The sequence below is a fragment of the Lentibacillus jeotgali genome, assembly GCF_000224785.1.
Lineage (GTDB): Bacteria > Bacillota > Bacilli > Bacillales > Amphibacillaceae > Lentibacillus > Lentibacillus jeotgali.
The window spans coordinates 16,375-36,181 of sequence record NZ_AGAV01000017.1; the positions used below are offsets into that span (position 1 = coordinate 16,375).

Annotated in this window: 10 protein-coding genes; 8 read left to right on the forward strand and 2 right to left on the reverse strand. The window is 45.4% G+C overall.

Going from position 1 to position 19,807, the window contains the following annotated elements:
- Positions 1-57: 57 nt before the first annotated feature.
- Together ON01_RS18600 and ON01_RS13880 are read left to right on the forward strand one after the other, a co-directional pair.
- Positions 58-2,952 (forward strand): M20/M25/M40 family metallo-hydrolase, encoded by a 2,895-nt coding sequence (locus ON01_RS18600; protein WP_010531668.1) that lies wholly within the window; start codon positions 58-60, stop codon positions 2,950-2,952.
- 119 nt (positions 2,953-3,071) lie between these two features.
- Positions 3,072-5,636 (forward strand): FIMAH domain-containing protein, encoded by a 2,565-nt coding sequence (locus tag ON01_RS13880; RefSeq protein ID WP_010531669.1) that lies wholly within the window; start codon positions 3,072-3,074, stop codon positions 5,634-5,636.
- Here the strand turns inward: ON01_RS13880 and ON01_RS13885 are convergent.
- Positions 5,605-5,922, reverse strand: coding sequence for a hypothetical protein (locus ON01_RS13885; protein ID WP_029329136.1), 318 nt, complete (start codon positions 5,920-5,922; stop codon positions 5,605-5,607). The two genes, ON01_RS13880 and ON01_RS13885, sit on opposite strands and share 32 nt — an antisense overlap.
- Positions 5,923-6,104: 182 nt before the next feature.
- On the opposite strand from ON01_RS13885, the gene ON01_RS13890 reads away from it, so the two are divergent.
- Complete coding sequence (locus tag ON01_RS13890) at positions 6,105-7,577, forward strand: serine hydrolase domain-containing protein (RefSeq protein ID WP_010531671.1); 1,473 nt, start codon at positions 6,105-6,107, stop codon at positions 7,575-7,577.
- Between the two features lie 708 nt (positions 7,578-8,285).
- Here the strand turns inward: ON01_RS13890 and ON01_RS13895 are convergent.
- Positions 8,286-10,436 carry a Xaa-Pro dipeptidyl-peptidase gene (locus tag ON01_RS13895; RefSeq protein WP_010531673.1) on the reverse strand — a complete coding sequence of 717 codons (2,151 nt, stop codon included), beginning with the start codon at positions 10,434-10,436 and terminating at the stop codon, positions 8,286-8,288.
- 592 nt (positions 10,437-11,028) lie between these two features.
- Between ON01_RS13895 and ggt the strand changes: the two genes are divergently transcribed.
- The 5 genes from ggt (at position 11,029) to ON01_RS13920 (ending at position 19,801) form a co-directional block, all read left to right on the forward strand.
- Positions 11,029-13,062: a gamma-glutamyltransferase gene (gene ggt / locus ON01_RS13900; RefSeq protein ID WP_425357510.1), complete on the forward strand. Its 2,034-nt coding sequence runs from the start codon at positions 11,029-11,031 to the stop codon at positions 13,060-13,062.
- Positions 13,063-13,730: 668 nt separating this feature from the next.
- Positions 13,731-15,944 carry a M14 family metallopeptidase gene (locus ON01_RS13905; RefSeq protein WP_010531675.1) on the forward strand — a complete coding sequence of 738 codons (2,214 nt, stop codon included), beginning with the start codon at positions 13,731-13,733 and terminating at the stop codon, positions 15,942-15,944.
- Between the two features lie 497 nt (positions 15,945-16,441).
- On the forward strand, positions 16,442-17,152 hold the full coding sequence (locus ON01_RS13910; protein ID WP_010531676.1) for an N-acetylmannosamine-6-phosphate 2-epimerase: 711 nt from the start codon (positions 16,442-16,444) through the stop codon (positions 17,150-17,152).
- A complete protein-coding gene (locus ON01_RS13915; RefSeq protein WP_010531677.1) occupies positions 17,149-18,015 on the forward strand; it encodes an N-acetylneuraminate lyase in 867 nt (288 codons plus the stop codon). Before ON01_RS13910 ends, ON01_RS13915 begins: the two co-directional genes overlap by 4 nt.
- Positions 18,016-18,265: 250 nt before the next feature.
- On the forward strand, positions 18,266-19,801 hold the full coding sequence (locus tag ON01_RS13920) for a sodium:solute symporter family protein (RefSeq protein WP_010531678.1): 1,536 nt from the start codon (positions 18,266-18,268) through the stop codon (positions 19,799-19,801).
- The last annotated feature ends 6 nt before the right edge of the window (positions 19,802-19,807 follow it).

A 19,807-nucleotide genomic window follows, 5' to 3' on the forward strand; every position in this document is an offset into this window, starting at 1 on the left:
GTTATGGCCAGCTCTTTCGTACCTTTTAAAAGAATCAAAACGAGAGGAGAGAATGAAGTGAAGAAACTTGTACAGTTGCTAAGTTACATGTTAGTGTTCGTTCTTCTCCTTACAACCCCGGTTTCGGCTCTAACACCATCATCATTAACGCAACAAGGAAAGAAACCTGTTGTACAGGATAATGCGAAGCAACAGATGGTTCAACAAATGGCGGCACAAATGACTCCTGAGGAAAAAATCGGACAGCTTGTGATGCCATCCACCCACGATAACGAACAGAGCATGCCCAATGAAGACACCAAGGAACTGATTCAAGAATACAAAGCTGGTTCTGTGATCATTTATGGAAACCGCGATGCCGAGACAACAGCTGAATACAATAATCAACTCCAGGAATGGGCATCGGAAACAAATACGGGCATCCCATTATTTTCAACGGCTGATCTTGAATACGGTGTCAATCAGCATGTGACAGATGCGACTGCCTTTCCACGCCAGATGGGGATTGCTGCGACAAGGGATTTAGAAGCTGCTAAAGAGATGGCAAGCGTGACGGCTGAGGAAATGAAAGCGGCAGGCTTTAACTGGAACTATTCCCCGCTTGCTGATGTGAACACAAATCCGAATAACCCAGTGATTGGTGTCAGATCATTTGGTGAAAACACAGACCTTGTTTCGGATATGACCGTTGCACAAGTAGAAGGCTATCAGGAAAACGGCGTATTATCGACGCCAAAACATTTTCCGGGACATGGTGATACGAGTCAGGACTCACACCATAATCTGCCTGCTGTAACATATGACCGGGAAACATTGGAAGAGGTTCATCTGCCGCCATTTCAGGCAGCCATTGACGCTGGGGCCGAATCGATTATGACCTCGCATGTCATCATTGAAGCGATTGACCCGGACCTTCCAGCAACATTGTCAAAAGATGTGTTGACCGGCCTGCTTCGTGAAGATATGGGCTTTGACGGGCTTATTGTAACCGATGCCATGTCGATGCAGGCGATCAAAGACAATTGGGGTGCAGGCGAAGCAGCCGTGATGACGATTCAGGCAGGTGCTGATATTGTCATGGCTACCGGCTCACTGGATGAACAAAAAGAAACGTTTGAGGCGCTTCTTTCAGCCTATGAATCTGGTGAATTGTCACAGGAGCGTGTTGACGAATCCGTGGAGCGCATTCTGGCCACAAAAGTGAGATATGGGCTTTTTGATAATCGTTATGTCGATCCGGGTGAAGCGACAGATGTCGTGAACTCGGAATCCCACAAGGAATTGGCAGAAAGCATGGCTCAAGACTCGATGACACTCGTGAAAAATGACGACACGCTGCCTTTTGATTCTGAATCCGATGAATCAACACTTGTCGTTGGTCCGGAAATCTATAACCAAAGTCATTACATTGAAGATATAGCTGACGCCGTTCAGGGGAAAACGAACGGGGAAGTTGATCATTACGTCACGTCCGAAGATCCTTCTGACAGCGAGATTGACGAAGCAGTCCAGCAAGCTGAACAAGCAGACCGGATCATCGTTTCAACATTCTCAGCAAGTGAACTTCCCGCAGGACAAAGCCAATTGGTTAAAGCCCTTGGCGAAACAGAAAAACCGGTTGCGTCGATTTCTTTAGGCCTTCCATACGACATTAAAGAGTATCCTGAGGTGGATGCCCATATTGCAACGTATGCGATTGAAAGGTGGGGATCGGCAGTCCCGGTCTCCTGGGAAGCTGCTGTTGATGTCATTTACGGTGCCAGTCCGGGTGGCAAACTTCCAGTAACCATTGAAGGACACTATGAATTTGGCCATGGGGAAAACTATGAAGCGGCGGCACCTGAAAGTGCAGGAGATATTAAAGCATTTGTTGATCAGCTGGAGGAAGAAGGCGCGTTTGAGAGTGACGTGGCACCGCGTGCTCTAAAGCGTCACCTGGATGCTGTCAGCCATTATGAAGAGCAGAAAGCCGATGAAAAAGTCATCAAACACATGCAAAGCTTTAAGGATCTGCTGGATCATCAGCAAACGCAGGAGCTGATGACCGAAGAAGCCTATAACCTGCTTCAATCGCAAGCTGATGCATTAATCGAGAAATGGGAAGCATTCGCTTTCGATTCAGAGCGGGCAATGGCTGATGTCGAGCATTTAAGTGAAGAGATTGGACCGCGAGCTCCCGGCAGTGAGGCTGAAAAAGAGGCTTCCGAGTATATAAAAGGTGAACTTGAAAAGCTGGGATACAGCACTTCCACACAAACATTTGAATTTAACGGCGGTGAACAACAATCACAAAACGTGGTTGCCATCAAGGAAGCCGAGGGCATTGAGAATCCTGAAATTGTTTATGCAACGGCACATTATGACAGTGTACCTGGTTCTCCGGGGGCGAACGATAATGGCTCGGGCACGGCTTCTCTGCTGGAATTGGCCAAGATCATGAAGGACAAGCCTGCGAACAAAGAAATCCGCTTCGTTTTCTTTGGTGCCGAAGAGGCTGGTCTCCTAGGCTCTCAGCATTATGTCAGTCAATTATCAGATGACGAGATTAATAGAAGCGCCGCCAATTTTAACATGGATATGGTTGGGACGGATTGGGATCCGGCTTCCCAGCTCCATGTCAGCACCGTTGATGGCGAATCAAATGCTGTATGGGAATCTGTTGATGCAGCGTCTGATCGATTAGGGCTGGAAGACGATCGATTGACGCTCCACCAATTAGGCAGGTCTGATCACGTTTTCTTCCATGAAGCGGGTATTGATGCCGCACTGTTTATCTGGATGGAACCAGGGACAGAGCCAGGGCAGGCAGGTATCGAACCATGGTATCACTCGGCTGGTGACACCATTGATCGGGTAGACCCTGAAAAAATTCAAATGGTTGGGGAGTTAATCAACTCAGCCATTTCCGATGTTCCCATCGAACAAGAGCAGGACACAGATATCGCCAGTTAATGGTAGAAAAAGCAGCCGTTCTTTCCGTAGGTAAATTTGTAAGAACGGCTGCTTCTTTATCAAATAGATAAATAAATTAGATTGATAGTTTTCTGATTTACTGGGAAAGGAGAAAGAAAATGTATCCAACAAAAAAATCATTTTTATATATGCTATTCTTTGCATTTATGCTAGCTGTTACAGCCATAATGCCTGTATCGGGGACAGTTCAGGCAAATGAAACACCTTATAATCCGGTTCCGTATGAAGACATTTACCCTATCCTTGAACAGCATGAAGAGGAAAGTGACCGTGTCTCAGTTGAAGTAATCGGTCAATCTGCATTGGGGCATGACCTGTACAGTGTGGTTATTTCTGAACCGGGGGACGATCTTGAAGAAATTAAAGAAAAGCGGGAGGAGATGATCGCGAACCCGGAAGATGCTAAGGATTTTATTGAAGAAAACCCTGACTTTAAAGTACCGTTCATGGTTAATGGCTCAATCCATGGGGATGAATATCCGGGCACTGATGCTGTATTGCAGCTGATTGATCGGTTTGCCTATGACGATGATGAAACAACAAAGGATATTCTTGACAACAACATTCTTGTTTTTAATGTCGTTAATAACCCCGACGGCCGTATTTTAGGAACGAGGCAAAATGGGGAAGGGTTTGATCTTAACCGTGACCACGTGACATTGTCACAACCGGAATCGGCAGTCAATGTTGATTTGATTACCGAATGGAATCCGATGGTATTTCTTGATTTGCATGGTTTCGTGAAGCGATCAGACGATAAGCCCGGCCTGATTGAACCGACAACTGGGCCGCACAATCCTAACTATGAACATGGCCTGTACCTAGAGTACGCCTTGGATCAGGCTAAGGCCATGGAAGGAGAAATCGTTTCAAACAGACAAGATTATGAAACTAGACTCTATCAAAATATGGAAGGCACCCATATTCCGTATCGAGACGCCGAGGATGGCTGGGATGATTACCCGCCAATTTTCACACCAATGTATGCGATGCTGCACGGGGCATACGGTCATACCCTTGAAACACCGACAAACAGTGTGGATGGTGTCAAGTGGCATTATGATGCGGTGATGGGCGCGTTGAAGTTTGCCTCAGAGAACAAAGTTGAGATGACCAACAATCAGCTGGAAATCTTCAGGCGGGGAATCCAATTTGATCACCCTGAACATGAAGATGGATTTTTCCCGAAAGCGTATGTATTGCCTGTTGATGAAACCGATCCGACGACAACTGAGAAGGCTATTAACAATCTGCTGAGACACGATGTTGAAGTAGAAAAAGCTGAAGCGCCATTTACGGTTGACGGTGAACAATATGATGAAGGAACGTTTATTGTGCCACTGGATCAGCCAAAGGCAGCTTTAGCGAATACGCTCCTGTGGGACGGCGAGGATATCAGTGATCAGGCGAGTGCCATGTATGATATTTCTGCGTGGAACTTACCGGAGCTATGGGGATTTGCTGCCATACCGACCGATTCATCGATAGATGTCCCGGTTGAAGAAGCGAAAAAGCTTGATATAGAGGGCGAATTAATCGGAGAAGGTCCGTATAAAGTGACGAACAGTTCGGTTGACGCTGTGGCACTTGTCAACAAGCTAATCCAGAGCAATCTATCAGTTTATAAAGCAGAAAACGGCCATTTTTATGTTGAAGGCGACAACGGTGATGTGTTGGCTCAGGCTGTAGCAGAATCCGGTCTCACGGTAAAAACAGCAGCAATACCTGAGGATGCAAAAGAGTTGAGTCATGTCAATGTGGCCGTGTTGCAGGATGGTGGTCAGCATGGCATAAGGACAGCTCTTGAACAGCTTGGGTTTGAGGTGGACGAGCTTAAACCGCAAGCGATTTCGGATAATGGTTTGGATGGTTACGATGTTTTGGTAGCGAACGGCTCCGGTATTGATGACGGTGATGCATACAAACAAACCATTCATTCATTTATAGATGACGGCGGAAAATACATTGCCATCGGTGCAAGGGCATCTAACAGGGCTAGTGAGCTTGGATTGACAGATGCCAGCATTAAAACCGGTGCGCGTAACAGTAATGGTGTTGTCAACGTGAATTACAAAGATACAGCGTTAACTGCTGGATACGGCGAACAGGATATCGGATTTGTCTACAATCCTGTCTGGTACACGGATATTGAAAACGATAGAGTCGTAGCATCTTTCGCTGATGAAAACTTTTTTAAGGCCGGTTTTTGGAAAAATGCTGATGCAGCACAAGGCGAGCCCGTCATTTTGAAAGGAATCGATCAAAATGTGACACTGATGGGATTGGAAGCAGGGTTCAGAGCTCATCCGGAATATTTGTACAGATTGCTTTCCAACGCGATTTATCCGGGAGAAGAAACGATTCTGACGACTGCGTCCGGGATGAAAGAGCGTGTTGAACGTTACGAAAACGATGGGGAGCTTGAAGATAGCGGAGCTGCCCGCGCTTTAAGCGTTCATTTGACTGCTGTGAGCCGTTATGAGGAACAGGAAAAAGCGGAAAAAGTCGTCAAACATGCTGAAGGATTCAAAGATTTACTCAACAACCAACAAGAAAATGATGTGATTTCTGAAAAGGCATTTAACATTCTTGATAATGATGCTGATGCTTTGATAGAGAAGTGGGAGTCATTTAATAGCTCATCTCTCTATGGCAAGCGTTAATTTGTTGCAATCGATTGCTCGTGCGGGAGCGGCACACTAAATGTGCGGGAACAGCGCCAAAACGTGCGGGAACGACATCGAGACGTGCGAGAGCGGCACCAAAATGTGCAAGAACGACATCGAGACGTGCGAGAGCGGCACCAAAATGTGCAAGAACGACATCGAGACGTGCGAGAGCGGCACCAAAATGTGCAAGAACGGCATCGAGACGTGCGAGAGCAGCACCAAAATGTGCAAGAACGGCATCGAAACGCGCGAGAGCAGCATTAAAACGTGCAGAAGCCATCACAATGCGTGCGAAAACGTCTCAAACTTGAAAAGGGTAAAAACACTGACAATCTTAAAATTAATTTGGACCTTAGTTTAACACAATCGGATCAATGGGGAGTTAACGGATGATCTAAGCAAAAGGATTGTCCGCTCCCCTCCGATTCTGGCTGAATGCAAAATATAGGGAGGAGTCACAAAATGAAAAACAAGTTTATCCCGACAACGCTGGCTTGTGTTCTGCTCGTTTCGCTGTTTGTTGCAGGCAGCGGAAAAGCAGCGGCTTCCGCACCCATCGTACAGCCTGGACCAGCAGATAGTGTCCAGATGCTGCAGGCGCCGTTAGATGAAATCGATGACGTTATGCAGCAGGGGATCAACGATAAGTACATGGCAGGTTCTGTCTTTTTGGCAGCCAGAAACGGAACCATTGTTAAGGAAGATGCGTACGGCTATGCAGCGCGCTATTTGGATAATGACTTTACGGAAATGGAAAATCCGGTAGACATGCAAACAGACACCATATTTGATTTAGCTTCTATTACAAAAGTGTTTACCGCAACGGCCGCAATGCAGTTATACGAACAGGGCGCATTTAACCTGGATGATCCAGTGGCGGAGTACATTCCGGAATTTGCCCAAAACGGTAAGGCTGATGTCACAATCAGGCAACTATTGACGCACACATCAGGCTTCCCGGCTTGGATCCCGCTTTATCAAACGACGGATTCCCGCGAGGAAGCCTACGCAGAAGTGTTCGCGGCATCATTGGATCATAAGCCCGGCACACATTACGGATACAGTGATCTGAACATGATTACAGTTGGGGCATTAGTCGAGGAAATTTCAGGGGAGCGGCTCGATCAATATATTGAAGAGAATATTACTGATCCACTTGGAATGACTGACACAATGTTCAATCCGCCTGAATCGCTACAGCACCGTGTTGCGGCAACGGAGTATCAGCCACAGACAAATCGGGGAATCGTTTGGGGTGAGGTGCATGATGAAAACGCCTGGGCGATGGATGGTGTTGCCGGTCACGCCGGTTTGTTTTCAACAGCACAGGATCTGGCGGTATTTGCCCAAATGATTCTTAATGATGGTGAATATGAGGGTACCCGCATTCTTGAAACTGAGACTGTGGAAAAAATGGAAACGAATCAGTTGCCTAAGTTTCCGGGGGATGCGCACAGCCTTGCTTGGGAACTGAACCAGGATTGGTATATGGGTGCACTATCCGGACCAGCGACAATGGGGCACACCGGCTTTACGGGAACGTCTATCGTTATTAATCCGGAGAAGGAAACGGTGGCGATTTTACTGACAAACAAAGTCCATCCGACACGTGAAGCACCTTCCACCAATCCGATACGTCAGGCAGTTGCTGGGAAGACGGCTGATGCCATTAATGCATGGAGTGCATCCACTATGACAGAACTTGTCGAAGATTTGGCAGCTGAAGGGAAAATCTCAAGTGATGAGACCGCTCATGCGTTAAAGGTTCACCTGAATGCTGTCAGCCATTATGAAGACAAGGGCGAAGCGGATAAAGTGATCAAACATATGGAAGGTTTTAAAAACTTGCTGGATCACCAGCAGGAAAATATGGCAGAGGATGCCTATGAGACACTTCAGACGGATGCAGATTATGTGATTGGGAAGTGGCAATAAGTCAGTCTGAAGATGGGAATTTCATGAGGCTAACCCTAAAAACCGGACAATTAGGCTGTCCGGTTTTTGGGGTTGAAGCGTTTTTTAAAAGTAGGGAAGTTGGGAGAAATACCTTGTGCGGCAACGGCCTCAACTCGTGCAGGAATGCACTAAATATGTGCGGGAACGACCGCAACGCGTGTGGAAACGTACTAAAGTTGTGCGGTAACGTCCTCAACGCGTGCAGGAACGTACTTAACATGTGCGGCAACGGCCTCAACTCATGCAGGAACGTACTAAAGTTGTGCGGTAACGTCCTCAACTTGTGCAGGAACGTACTAAACATGTGCGGTAACGGCCTCAACTCGTGCAGGAACAAACCAAACTTGTGCGGTAACGGCCACAACGCGTGTGGAAACGTACTAAAGTTGTGCGGTAACGTCCTCAACTTGTGCAGGAACGTACTAAACATGTGCGGTAACGGCCTCAACTCGTGCAGGAATGTACTAAACTCGTACGGGAACGACCTCAACGCGTGCAGGAATGCACTAAACTTGTGCGGCAACGGCTCAACTTGTGCAGCAGCGCCCCAGACTCGTGTAAGAAGCTTCTGAACTTGTGCTAGAGCTGTCACTATTCGCGAGAAGAAGAGGTTGAAATAGGAAAGGCGCAGTCCATAATGACTGCGCCTGCAAATATATATTGTGCCGTTTGTGTCAATCTTAGAAACTACTGCCAATCTTCCAGTAAACGATCTAATGCTGACATTAACTTATTGTAAGCCAAGTCCGAAATTAAATCTTGATCCTTATGATGCTCGAGCAGCGGTTTAAATCCATTCAGATGCTTTACTGCTTTTTCCATGGCTGCTGTCTTTTTATAATGAGCAAGTGCCGTTAAATGGGTTTCAACGTTGCGGGTTGCCTCTTCATCGTTGAATGCGCCATCACGCTTCAATTTATCAACCAGGTTTTGTAAATACGGAATTCCTCCCATTGCTCGCTCAAATGCCTTTTTGCCGCCGACAACCGGCAGTTTCACATGACTTTGGCCCAGAGAAACATTTAACGTTGCTCGGGTTTCATCCGGCATAAGCCATCTGTCATCACTGCCAGCAATCACAATGCCAATGCGATGACCTTTTTTGAAAACATAGTCTTCAGGAAGTGTATCCCATTGGAAACGGTAGTTTTTACCCGGCTGTAAAATGTCCGTTTGTTTAAGACTCCTCCAATTTTGAGCATCAAGCCATCCGTGCGTGACAATTTCGTATGGTGCCGTGTGTGTCGTCTTTTCTGTTTCCTTATAGCAGGCATCATCGACATCTGTACTTGCACCCCAGCACGACTCAGTCTCCAACGTACGGACACCCTCGCCGCTGTCACGATGATTGACGCGCTCGTCCGTTCCGTAATCGACAATCATGGCTGTCAGATTTGTATCTTCCTCATCCACCATCGCCTGGATATCAAATTCCGGAACGCCGCTCAATGTCACATCTTCTTTTAATTCAGGGGACAGGAACATTAATCTGTTTTCTTTTGCTGTAAATTTATCTGCCACCATTTCCTGTTCTGTCTGTTCAGGGTCGTCTGTAAATGTTTGCGTGAAATTTCCTTTGACGGCTGTGGTTGTCATTGTTCCTGGGAGCTTTTCTGTCGCCGGTCCAAGTTTTACTTTAACTGATTTGGAATCTTCAAGTGGCCAGGATGAATAGGTTTCCCACTCATCGGCTGACCGTTCGATATCGACTGTCGGTTCATCCGTAATGCCATTGTCGATATCAAGCAGCCAATGGTCAAACCATTTATGAAGCGTGTCTACCCATTCTGCCCGGCGAAAATCAAATGGATCAACATGTCCGGTTTGTGACAGCCAAAGTTTACGCGGGACATCATGGTTGGCAAGCTCCTCCCACCAATTGGAAAAGTGGTTGGCTTTAACATTATAGTCATTCAAACCATGGATAACGAACACACTGGCATTGACATTATCAGCGTCTTTCACAAAGTTACGCTCATCCCAAAACGCATTGTAATCACCGGTTTCATCGTCAGCTCCTGCTCTGATTTCCTCCCTGACAGATGCACATTCGTCAATACTGTCACTGCTTACCACTGTTCTGGCCAGGCCACTTGGTCCATTTGGATAAAATGGAATGCCGCCATAGCGGTAATAGTCATACCAGCTGCTGATGGCTCCGATTGGGACAATGGTTTCCAGACCTTCGACACCAGTAGCGGCAACCCCATTGGCAATTGTGCCGTCATATGATTTTCCGATCATGCCGGTTTTACCTGTCGTCCAGTCGGCCTCGATTTCTTCACCATCCTCATTCCAGGCGGTCCCGTTCCCATTCAGCCACTCAATGACCGTTTTGGCACTTTCCGTCTCTTCATAGCCTCCGGTAGTAGGGCAGCCATCGGAGTTGTTTGTACCAACCATATCGACTTGTACAACGGCATAGCCCCTTGGCACAAAATAATTATCATAGAATAGCGGAAATTTTTCATTGTCGCCATCACCATCGGGGTCTTTTATCTCGGATTCATTTCCGCGTCCAAGACTTTCATAATAAGGACTTGCATCCATGATAACAGGTACTTGCAAATCATCTTCGGTTTTCTGTGGACGGATGATATCCACCGCGATCCGATCAGACTTACCATCGTTATCACTGTCCAAGGACGATTCGACATAGATTGTTTCTCTGATTGCATCCTCATACGAATAAATTGATTCTGTCACGCCATTTTCGAGCTGGTAGCCAGATACAGAATCGCCTTCTGTATTGGCGTCTGCATGGGACGGGATGGTAAAAACAGCTGACAGTAATAGAATCAGCGTAATCAGTAAAATTTTGAATATATCATGTTTCAACAAAACTCCCTCCTAATCTATTGATTAATATTAGATTAGCGTTTAATAGAAAAAATAGGAAGAGGATTTTATACTAATTTTCTGAACATTGGCGGTGTAGATTAGGCAAAAAAGGTGAAAAGTACTAGGTAAATGGACAGGAAAATTATAGAAAATATGGACAATCAAAACTAAAGTTATATAGACTGCTGCATTATAACTTGATAGTCTATTAATAAGATTTTTATTATTGTAAAAACAATTATAATTTAACCCATTTTTGTCGTCTGGTGTCCTTAAAATTGACAAGAAATGAAAGGTGACCAGTTACATCAATGAACCTCTTTGTGACCTCATTAGAAGTTAGATTCCGCAAAACGTTTATCCAGATATAGAAAAACTAATAAGTAAGCCGATTCATTGGAATTTCATAGATTATCGCAAATTATCAGTAAGCCGGGGTAATTTACAAATCCATTATGACAGCAGCAAGAAAAGCCTTATTTGCGACGGGACAATCGCTCGCCGCAAGGGTTTTTTATAATATGGAAAGGAGGTTGATAGATGACATGCCCGGAAAAAATTAAAAAGCACAATGAATACAGAAAGGAGAATGATAGTGAAGAATCAAACATTCAAATGGCTGTCGATTTTCATGTCGCTGCTGCTTCTAGTTAGTGTCTTGATTCCAGCAGGCTTAACTGCCAATGCGCAGGGCATTAAGGATGAACAGACGGCAAAAGGCGATTATGGCATGGTTGTGACGTCACATCCATTAGCATCTGAAGTTGGTGCAGATGTATTAAAAAATGGCGGTAATGCCATTGATGCGGCTGTTGCGATTCAGTTTGCACTGAATGTAAATGAGCCGATGATGTCCGGTATCGGCGGTGGCGGCTTTTTAATGTATTATGACGCTGATAGTGAAGATGTGTCGGTCATTAACAGCAGGGAGCGGGCCCCGGCCGGTGCAACACCGGATATGTTTCTGAACGAAGACGGTGATCCCATGCCTTTTGAAGAACGGGTCCGCAGCGGTAAATCAGTTGGTGTGCCAGGGACGCTGAAAGGGCTTGAAACGGCTCTCGATCAATGGGGCACACGTTCAATGGCAGAACTGATCGAACCATCAATCGAAATGGCGGAAGAAGGCGTTGAAGTGAATTGGGTGCTTGCCAACGCCATCGAGAGTAATGAGGAAAAACTGTCCAACACAGCGGCAAAAGAAGTTTTCCTACCTGATGGTGAACCGCTGGAAGAAGGCGATTTGCTTGTGCAGGAGGATTTGGCTAAAACATTCAGGCTGATTGCCGAACATGGTACCGATGTATTTTACAATGGTGAAATTGGTGAAGCACTTGCTGAGGAGGTACAAAAACGTGACAGCAGTATGACACCGGACGATCTCAGCCGGTATGACGTCACCCATGAAGAACCAGTATGGGGTGATTACAAGGGATATGATATTGCCTCCATGGCCCCGCCGAGTTCAGGTGGTCTGACAATGCAGCAAATGCTGGACATGTTTGAAGAGATGAACCTGACACAACATGGCATCAAATCAGCCGAAAAATATCATCTTATGGCTGAGGCGATGCACCTTGCCTATGCAGACAGAGGCGCTTATATGGGCGATCCGGAATTTGTAGATGTGCCTGCTGAAGGGTTGCTCCACCCTGATTATATTGAAGAAAGGGTTGATACAATCGATCCAAATCAGGCCAATGACAACGTTCAGCCAGGGAACCCATGGGCGTACCAGGAAAGTGAGCCTTCTGACATAAGTGAAAAAGCTGGTGACAAAAAGAATGGCCAGACGACGCACTTTACCGTTGCCGATAACGAAGGCAACCTTGTGTCATATACCACGACGATTGAACAAGTATTCGGATCAGGGATTATGGTGCCCGGTTACGGCATTATGCTGAACAATGAACTGACGGACTTTGATGCTATTCCTGGTGGTGCGAATGAAGTCCAGCCGAACAAACGGCCGCTAAGCAGCATGACACCAGCGATTGTTTTAGAGGACGGCGAACCGTACATGACAGTCGGATCACCAGGCGGCACAACCATCATTACGTCAGTATTGCAGACCATTGTCAATGTGATCGGGTATGATATGGAGCTTAAGGCTGCCATTGAAGAACCGAGAATCTTCAGCAGTTCCTATCCACGTATCAGCTGGGAAGAAGGTATTCCGTCAGATGTACGGGAGCAGCTGTCATCAATGGGTCATGAATGGGAATCATCACCAGGTGAAATCGGGAACGTCAACAGCTTAAGGATCGACTCTGAAAGCGGGACTTACTTTGGCGCTGCCGATTCAACCAGAGAAGGCAAAGCCATCGGAATTTCGGCCGAAGATTTGCCGCCGGAAGCGTCAACGGTTGCGTATTTGCAGTATCTTGTTGATGAACTAGCAGAGGACGGCGAATATAACGGCGAAACGGCCATTCGACAAGCTGACATTCATTTAGAAGCACTTGCGCATTATGAAAATACTGGAGCCATGGACAAGGCGGTTAAACATTTGAATGGATTTGAGTCGCTGCTTGACCATCAGATGGATAATGATTTGATTTCAGAGGACGCTTATGAGGAATTGATGGCGGCGTCTGGTGAGCTGCTGGATGAATGGGAGTAGGTTTGTCAATGTGAACGTTCTCATGCGGGAATAGGCCAACCCTGTGCAGTAGTAGTAGATGAACTTGTGCGAGAACGCTCTATTCCCGTGCGAGTATTGCGCAAATCTGTGCGAGAGCAACCTGAACTTGTGCAGAAATGACGCCGGCCTGCGCGAGACGCCTTTGAATTCGTGCGAGAACTCTCGGAACTTGTGCAAGGGTGCTTTAAACTCGTGCAGGAATAGGCTGAACCCGTGCGGAAGCAGACGTAATTTGTGCGACAACTAACCAAACTTGTGCGAGAAGCCTTTTGAATTCACGCGAGGACGCATCAAACTCATGCGGGAACAGCCTCCTGCTCATGCCAGTGCTGATATTTAATCTGCTTATAAATGACATCGAGTCGATTAAATAGCCATCGCAAGTACGAGCCCCTGAAAGGCAATGCCGAGAACTGACACAGCAGTTAGGGCCACCTTGATATGGCTGTGCAAAAATAAGGTAATAGAAGAAGAGCAGGCAGTCCAATACAACATAGATAGTTAATTAAACGTTTGATCAAATCTTTCTTATCAGCAGAAGATAGGATAATAGATAAATCCTTGCTGGAAGGGATGATCAAATTCTTGAGAAAGAAGCAAAGCTTACAATTTATTATCTAAATGTTTAGAAGAGGAGGCCAATATTAATGACACATGTAAATAAAGCGTTTATACCGTTCATTATCATTCTGTCATTCCTCTTAACCCTAGGTCCATTTAGTGTGGCTGCTGAGAGCGGTACAAAAACTTTAGACGCTCCGGAAGAAACATTAACGACAGGGTTTGAGGACCGGAATGGTGACGGATGGACGACGCTTGAGGAGGAAGCGGCATTTTTGGAAGACCTGACGGAAATGTCCGAACGGGTTTCCTACACCCAGGTCGGGACATCGGTTGAAGGGCGCCCGATTCGCTTAGTGCGGGTAGGCTCCCCGGAGCCGCCGTCTGATGAAGAAATTGCGGAGGGAAACAGTATTTTGATCATGGGAACGCCGCACGGAAATGAGCCTGCAGGACGTGAGATGACACTGGAATTGATGAGGGATTTGGCATTTACAGAGAATGAGGAAATGATAGAGCAATTGCAAGATGCGACAGTATTGTTTGTCCCAACACCAAATCCGGACGGAAGAGCTGCGAATACACGCGGGAATGCCTGGGGTGTTGATAACAACCGTGATCACCTCAATTTGGATACACCGGAAATGCAAACGGTTGCGGGGATTTTGGATAAATTTCAGCCCGATATAACGATGGATGCTCATGAGCGGCCAAGCGCAACAGGAAACCCGGATATGGAGATGCTCTGGCCACGTAATCTTAATGTGGATGAGGAATTGCGTGCGCTGAATAAAGAGCTGGTCCAGGATTATATGATCCCGGATGTTGAAGAAGCTGGTTTCTCAACCGGATTGTATGGATCCCCTGGAGGCGCTGGCGGCGGAGATGAACGGATTTTGCGCAATATGCTGGGGCTTCGGAATGGCATTGGAATTTTAACGGAGAGTGCCGGCAGTCAGGAACCACTGGAAAGGGTGGAAATGCAAAGGGAAGCAGCTGATTCGGTACTTCGATTCTATCGGGAGCGGTTTGATGATGTCACTGAAGTTGTCAATGAAGCGCCAGAGCGTCAGGCAGAAGCAGGGGCCGATCCATCAGACCCATTCTATCTCGATGGCGCAGATAACTGGGATCCGACGATTGTGCTCGATCCAAAAGCATGCGGCTATCTTATCAACAGTTCTCAGGCAGACGAAGTAAGCAAGCATACTGACTTGTTTTCACTGCAGACAGAACAAGTCAGTGAACACGGCGTATTTGTTACGATGAACCAACCTATGATGACAGTGGTTCCGTTCTTGCTTGATGAACGAGCGAACTATAACGAAGTGAACGGATTGCCGCTGGACAATTGTTCAAATCCGGGAGAAGTTGAACCGCCGCTGGGAGCACCAAGTTTGGCAAATTTAGAGATTCTCGCTGACCGCTTTGAAGAAGACGAGGAATTTGCAAATGATGGAGCTGCTCGTGCTGTAGAGGTTCACTTGGCTGCAATCAGCCGATTTGAAGAACAGGGCAGAGCAGAAAAGGTTGTTAAGCATCTGGAAAATTTACTGGATTTACTGCAGCATCAAAAGGATAATGAACTGCTCACCGAAGATGCTTATAACCTGATTGAACCACAGGCTGACAGTTACATGAAAGACCTGCAGTATGCCTTTTATCAAGGGTTTACCTGGGACAATGGCGACAGCTGGGATTCATCGGATTTTGTGGATCTGCATACCTGGCCATCGAATCCGGATGGTGCCACATACACGATTCAGGACAACACCGGGCAGGTTGAGCTCGATAACCGTCTGCAGGAGAACGGCAGTGCTTTCGGTCGTATGACGCCTGATATGGAAGAAACAGAGAACAGTGAGATGCTGGTTCGTTTCAAGGCTGATGAGACAGGCAATGATCAGCGGCTTCGGTTGTGGCTGCAGTCTGATACATTTACAACAGGCAGTTCAATGCCAGTGAACGGCTTAGGTGTTGAATTAAACCTCAACACGGATGAATTGATTCTTAGAGGCAGATATGACAGCAGCTCCACTTATTTTGATCGTATGAATGCGAATATGTCAGATGAATGGCATTGGGTACGGTTACGTAAACAGGGTGATGAGCTGATGGTGCGCCTCTGGCAAGATGATCAAGAAGAACCCGAAGAATGGGATATGGTGCACGCACTCTCTTCGGATGAACAATTGGAAAATGAAACGGGTAAAGCGCTGATGAGTGTTATTAATTTTGATTCTGACAGCAGCAACATTTTTAACTTTGATGAAGTGATTGTGAATGATTTGGATCAGTAAATTGAAAATGTGTTCGAATGATGAGGAATGCTCCTTTGATCAGGGGCATTCCTCAAGTTTTATTATTTAAGAGTACCAGGATCGTCAGACACCACGTCCGGGCATCATGGTGCAGCAGTTGGTAATCGATCGGGAAACAGGTAAAATCGATCGAACAATCACTAAATCAATCGTACGGAGTGCCTCAAATATCTGTCAGCGCCGCCAACTCACTTTGAATAAGGGTAGCTCGTCCGAAGTTCCAATTCCCCTTAAATGCTGTTGATTTTCGGCCGTTGCCGAAAATCTTTCTATTAAAGAGCCCTACTATAATCGCTCCCAAACTGGTATAGATTTTTCAACCTGTATGGCTAACTGTAGCCCCTGTGTAATAGGGGGGTGTTTTGATTATCAATTATCATAAATAATATACATATTGACAATAACAAGTCACATCTGATACATTACAACCAATGAAATCGTTTTAAAAGCTATAGGAATCAGTAAGGGGACTATTTATGGACATACTGGAGAAACTCAGGCAGAAATTGATTGTGTCTTGTCAGGCGTTGGAGGATGAGCCGCTTCACAGCCCTTATATTATGTCGAAAATGGCTTTGGCCGCGAAACAGGGTGGTGCCTCCGGTATTCGGGCCAATACCGTCCAGGACATACAGGCGATCAAAACAGAAGTGGATCTCCCTATTATTGGTATCATCAAAAAGGATTTCACCAATAGCGGTGTTTTCATTACGCCGACGATGCATGAAGTTGATGAACTTTATCGGGAAGGTGTGGATATCATCGCGTTTGATGCCACTGGGCAGGAAAGGCCCGATGGCAAAAGCTTCAGGGAATTCTTCTCCAACATTAAGACTAAGTATCCGGATCAGCTGTTTATGGCGGATATTTCCACATTGGAGGAAGGAATCAATGCTGAAAAAATGGGCGTCGATATCGTTGCTTCAACGCTCGCAGGGTATACGCCTTATTCAAAAGATACAGTGCCGATGAATCTGTTAACGGAACTTATTGAACATTTGTCGGTCCCGGTGATTGCAGAAGGTAATTTCGATTCACCGGATAAAGTGAAAAAGGCATTGCAGCTGGGTGCTCATGCCGTGGTCGTTGGGAGTGCTATCACACGTCCGCAAATCATTACGGAGAAGTTCAGTCAGGCCGTACTGGATTTTAACAACAATTCAACAGATAGAAAGGTGATAGAATGAGAGGTTTATATACAGCATTAATGTGTTCGTTTGATGAAAATGGCAATGTGAATGAAAAAGGCTTGCGGGAGATTGTCAGGCACAACATTGATGTACAGCAAGTCGATGGGTTGTATGTGAACGGCAGCACCGGGGAAAACTTCCTCATTTCCAAAGAACAGAAGAAGCAGATTTTTGACATTGTTAAGAATGAAGCAGGGGATGACGTAAAGCTTATCGCTCAAGTGGGTGCTCTCAACCTGGATGAGGCTGTGGAACTCGCAAAATACGCAACAGAACTAGGCTATAATGCCATTTCTGCCGTGACACCGTTTTACTACAAGTTTGACTTTGACGAAATAAAAGACTATTACAATACGATTCTGGATAATGTTGATAATGATTTGATCATTTATTCCATACCAGCTTTGACAGGCGTTAACATGAATCTCGAACAGTTTGGTGAACTCTTTAAAAATGACAAAGTGATTGGTGTGAAATTTACAGCACCGGATTTCTTTTTGCTGGAACGAATCAGACATGCGTTTCCGGATAAGTTAATTTATTCTGGTTTTGATGAGATGCTGCTGTCGGCAAGTGTGTTAAATGTCGATGGGGCGATTGGCAGTACATTTAACGTTAACGGCCGGCGAGCGAGACAAATCTTTGAACTTGCCCAGAATGGTCAGATTGATGAAGCACGCAAAATACAAAAAGTGACCAACGATCTGATTGCAGAGATTTTAGACAATGGCCTTTATCCAACAATTAAGGGGATATTGAAACATAAAGGCGTTGATGCAGGCTATTGCCGCAAGCCATTGAAATCACTCGATCAGGAAGGTGTAACAAGGGCTCAAGAGATTGCTGAAAAACACTTGTGATGTTAAACCCGCCCTTAACAGGCAGCAAACCCCATTATTTAAAAAACGTGGGTGGGCTGCCTGTATAAATCTTCAACAGTGGGAAAAGTACTTCACTAAATATTATTTCACTTTTTGTTAAAATGATAGTTGTAAGTCATATTATAAAATATATTGACAATAAATTTTCACAATGTTATCTTTTAGTCAAACATTGAAAACGCTTAAGATGACGACTTAATAAAGTCAATAAATTGGGAGGGAGAATCATATGACAGGTAATTTCGCGATGATTGATTATATTATCCTAATTGGCTATTTATTGTTTATACTCTATATTGGCATGGCCGTCGCCAAAAGGGGTATGAAAGGAAAAGAGTTTTTTAAGGGTGACGGGAAAATCCCATGGTGGGTGACATCTGTCAGCTTGTTTGCGACAATGTTAAGTCCGATCTCGTTCTTATCACTTGCCGGAAATTCGTATTCGGATTCATGGCAATTATGGGTGGCTCAATTGGGACTGTTCATTTCAGTGCCTGTAGCTATTATCTTTTTCTTGCCGGTATATCGTAATTTGAATTTGGATACGGCGTATGAGTATTTGGAGCGACGGTTCGATAAAAATATGCGGCTCTTGGCAAGTGTTCTGTTTATCATTTATCAAATAGGCAGAATGTCGATTATTATGTATCTGCCATCGATTGCCCTTTCTGCGGTGACGGGAATCAATGCTGTATTCATCATTCTGTTTATGGGTGTCATCGCAACAATTTATTCATCTGTCGGAGGCATCAAATCCGTACTCTGGACAGATTTTATTCAAGGTGTTGTATTGATCGGCGGCGGAATTTTCGCCTTCATCGTTCTAATCTTTTCAATTGAAGGCGGTCTGCCTGCCATATTCGATACAGGTCTTGAAAATAATAAATTTTTAAGTGAGGAAGTATTTTTTGATCCAAATCTTGTGAATGATAGTCTGTTCATTATCTTTTTGGGTGCTGGTTTATCGACTGCGTTTTCGTATATATCAAGCCAGGATATGGTGCAGCGTTATTTAACGACAAATGATTTGAAACAGATGAATAAAATGACGATCGGTAATGGCATTCTGTCACTTGGTACAGCGACGTTGTTCTTCTTTATCGGAACGGCTCTGTACGTCTTCTACACCCAGCAAATGGGCAGTAATATCCCAAGCGGTAATTCCGACTTGATTTTTGCAAACTTTATCGTCAGCCAGCTACCAGCCGGTATCTCAGGGCTCCTGATTGCGGGGCTGTTTGCAGCTGGACAATCAACGCTTTCAACCGGTCTGAATAGTGTGGCAACAAGCTGGACGCTCGATATTCAAAGGGTCTTGAAGCCTGATTTAAGTGATGAAAGAAGTACAAGGATAGCCAAATTTGTATCCACAGTCGTCGGCATATTCTCAATAGTATTTGCGACTGTCCTTGCCTATTCTGATATCAGCTCTGCCTATGAATGGTTCAATGGACTGATGGGACTTGTTCTTGGTATTGTCGGTGGTACATTTACACTGGGTGTTATGACTAGAAAAGCAAATTCTAAAGGTGCTATGGTTGGATTTATTATAACGTCAATCATTGCAATCTATGTATCTTATTTTACGGACATTTCACTATGGGCTTATTCCATCATCAATCTGGTGAATTCCCTTGTGTTCGGATATGTGTTTAGCTTAATTTTCAGTGGTAGAAGTAAGGCAGAAGATGAGAATTTGGAACTTACCTTTTATGACCGGAAAACAGAATTAAATGGTTATAAAGATGATTCTTATGTTCAGTAAGCTATA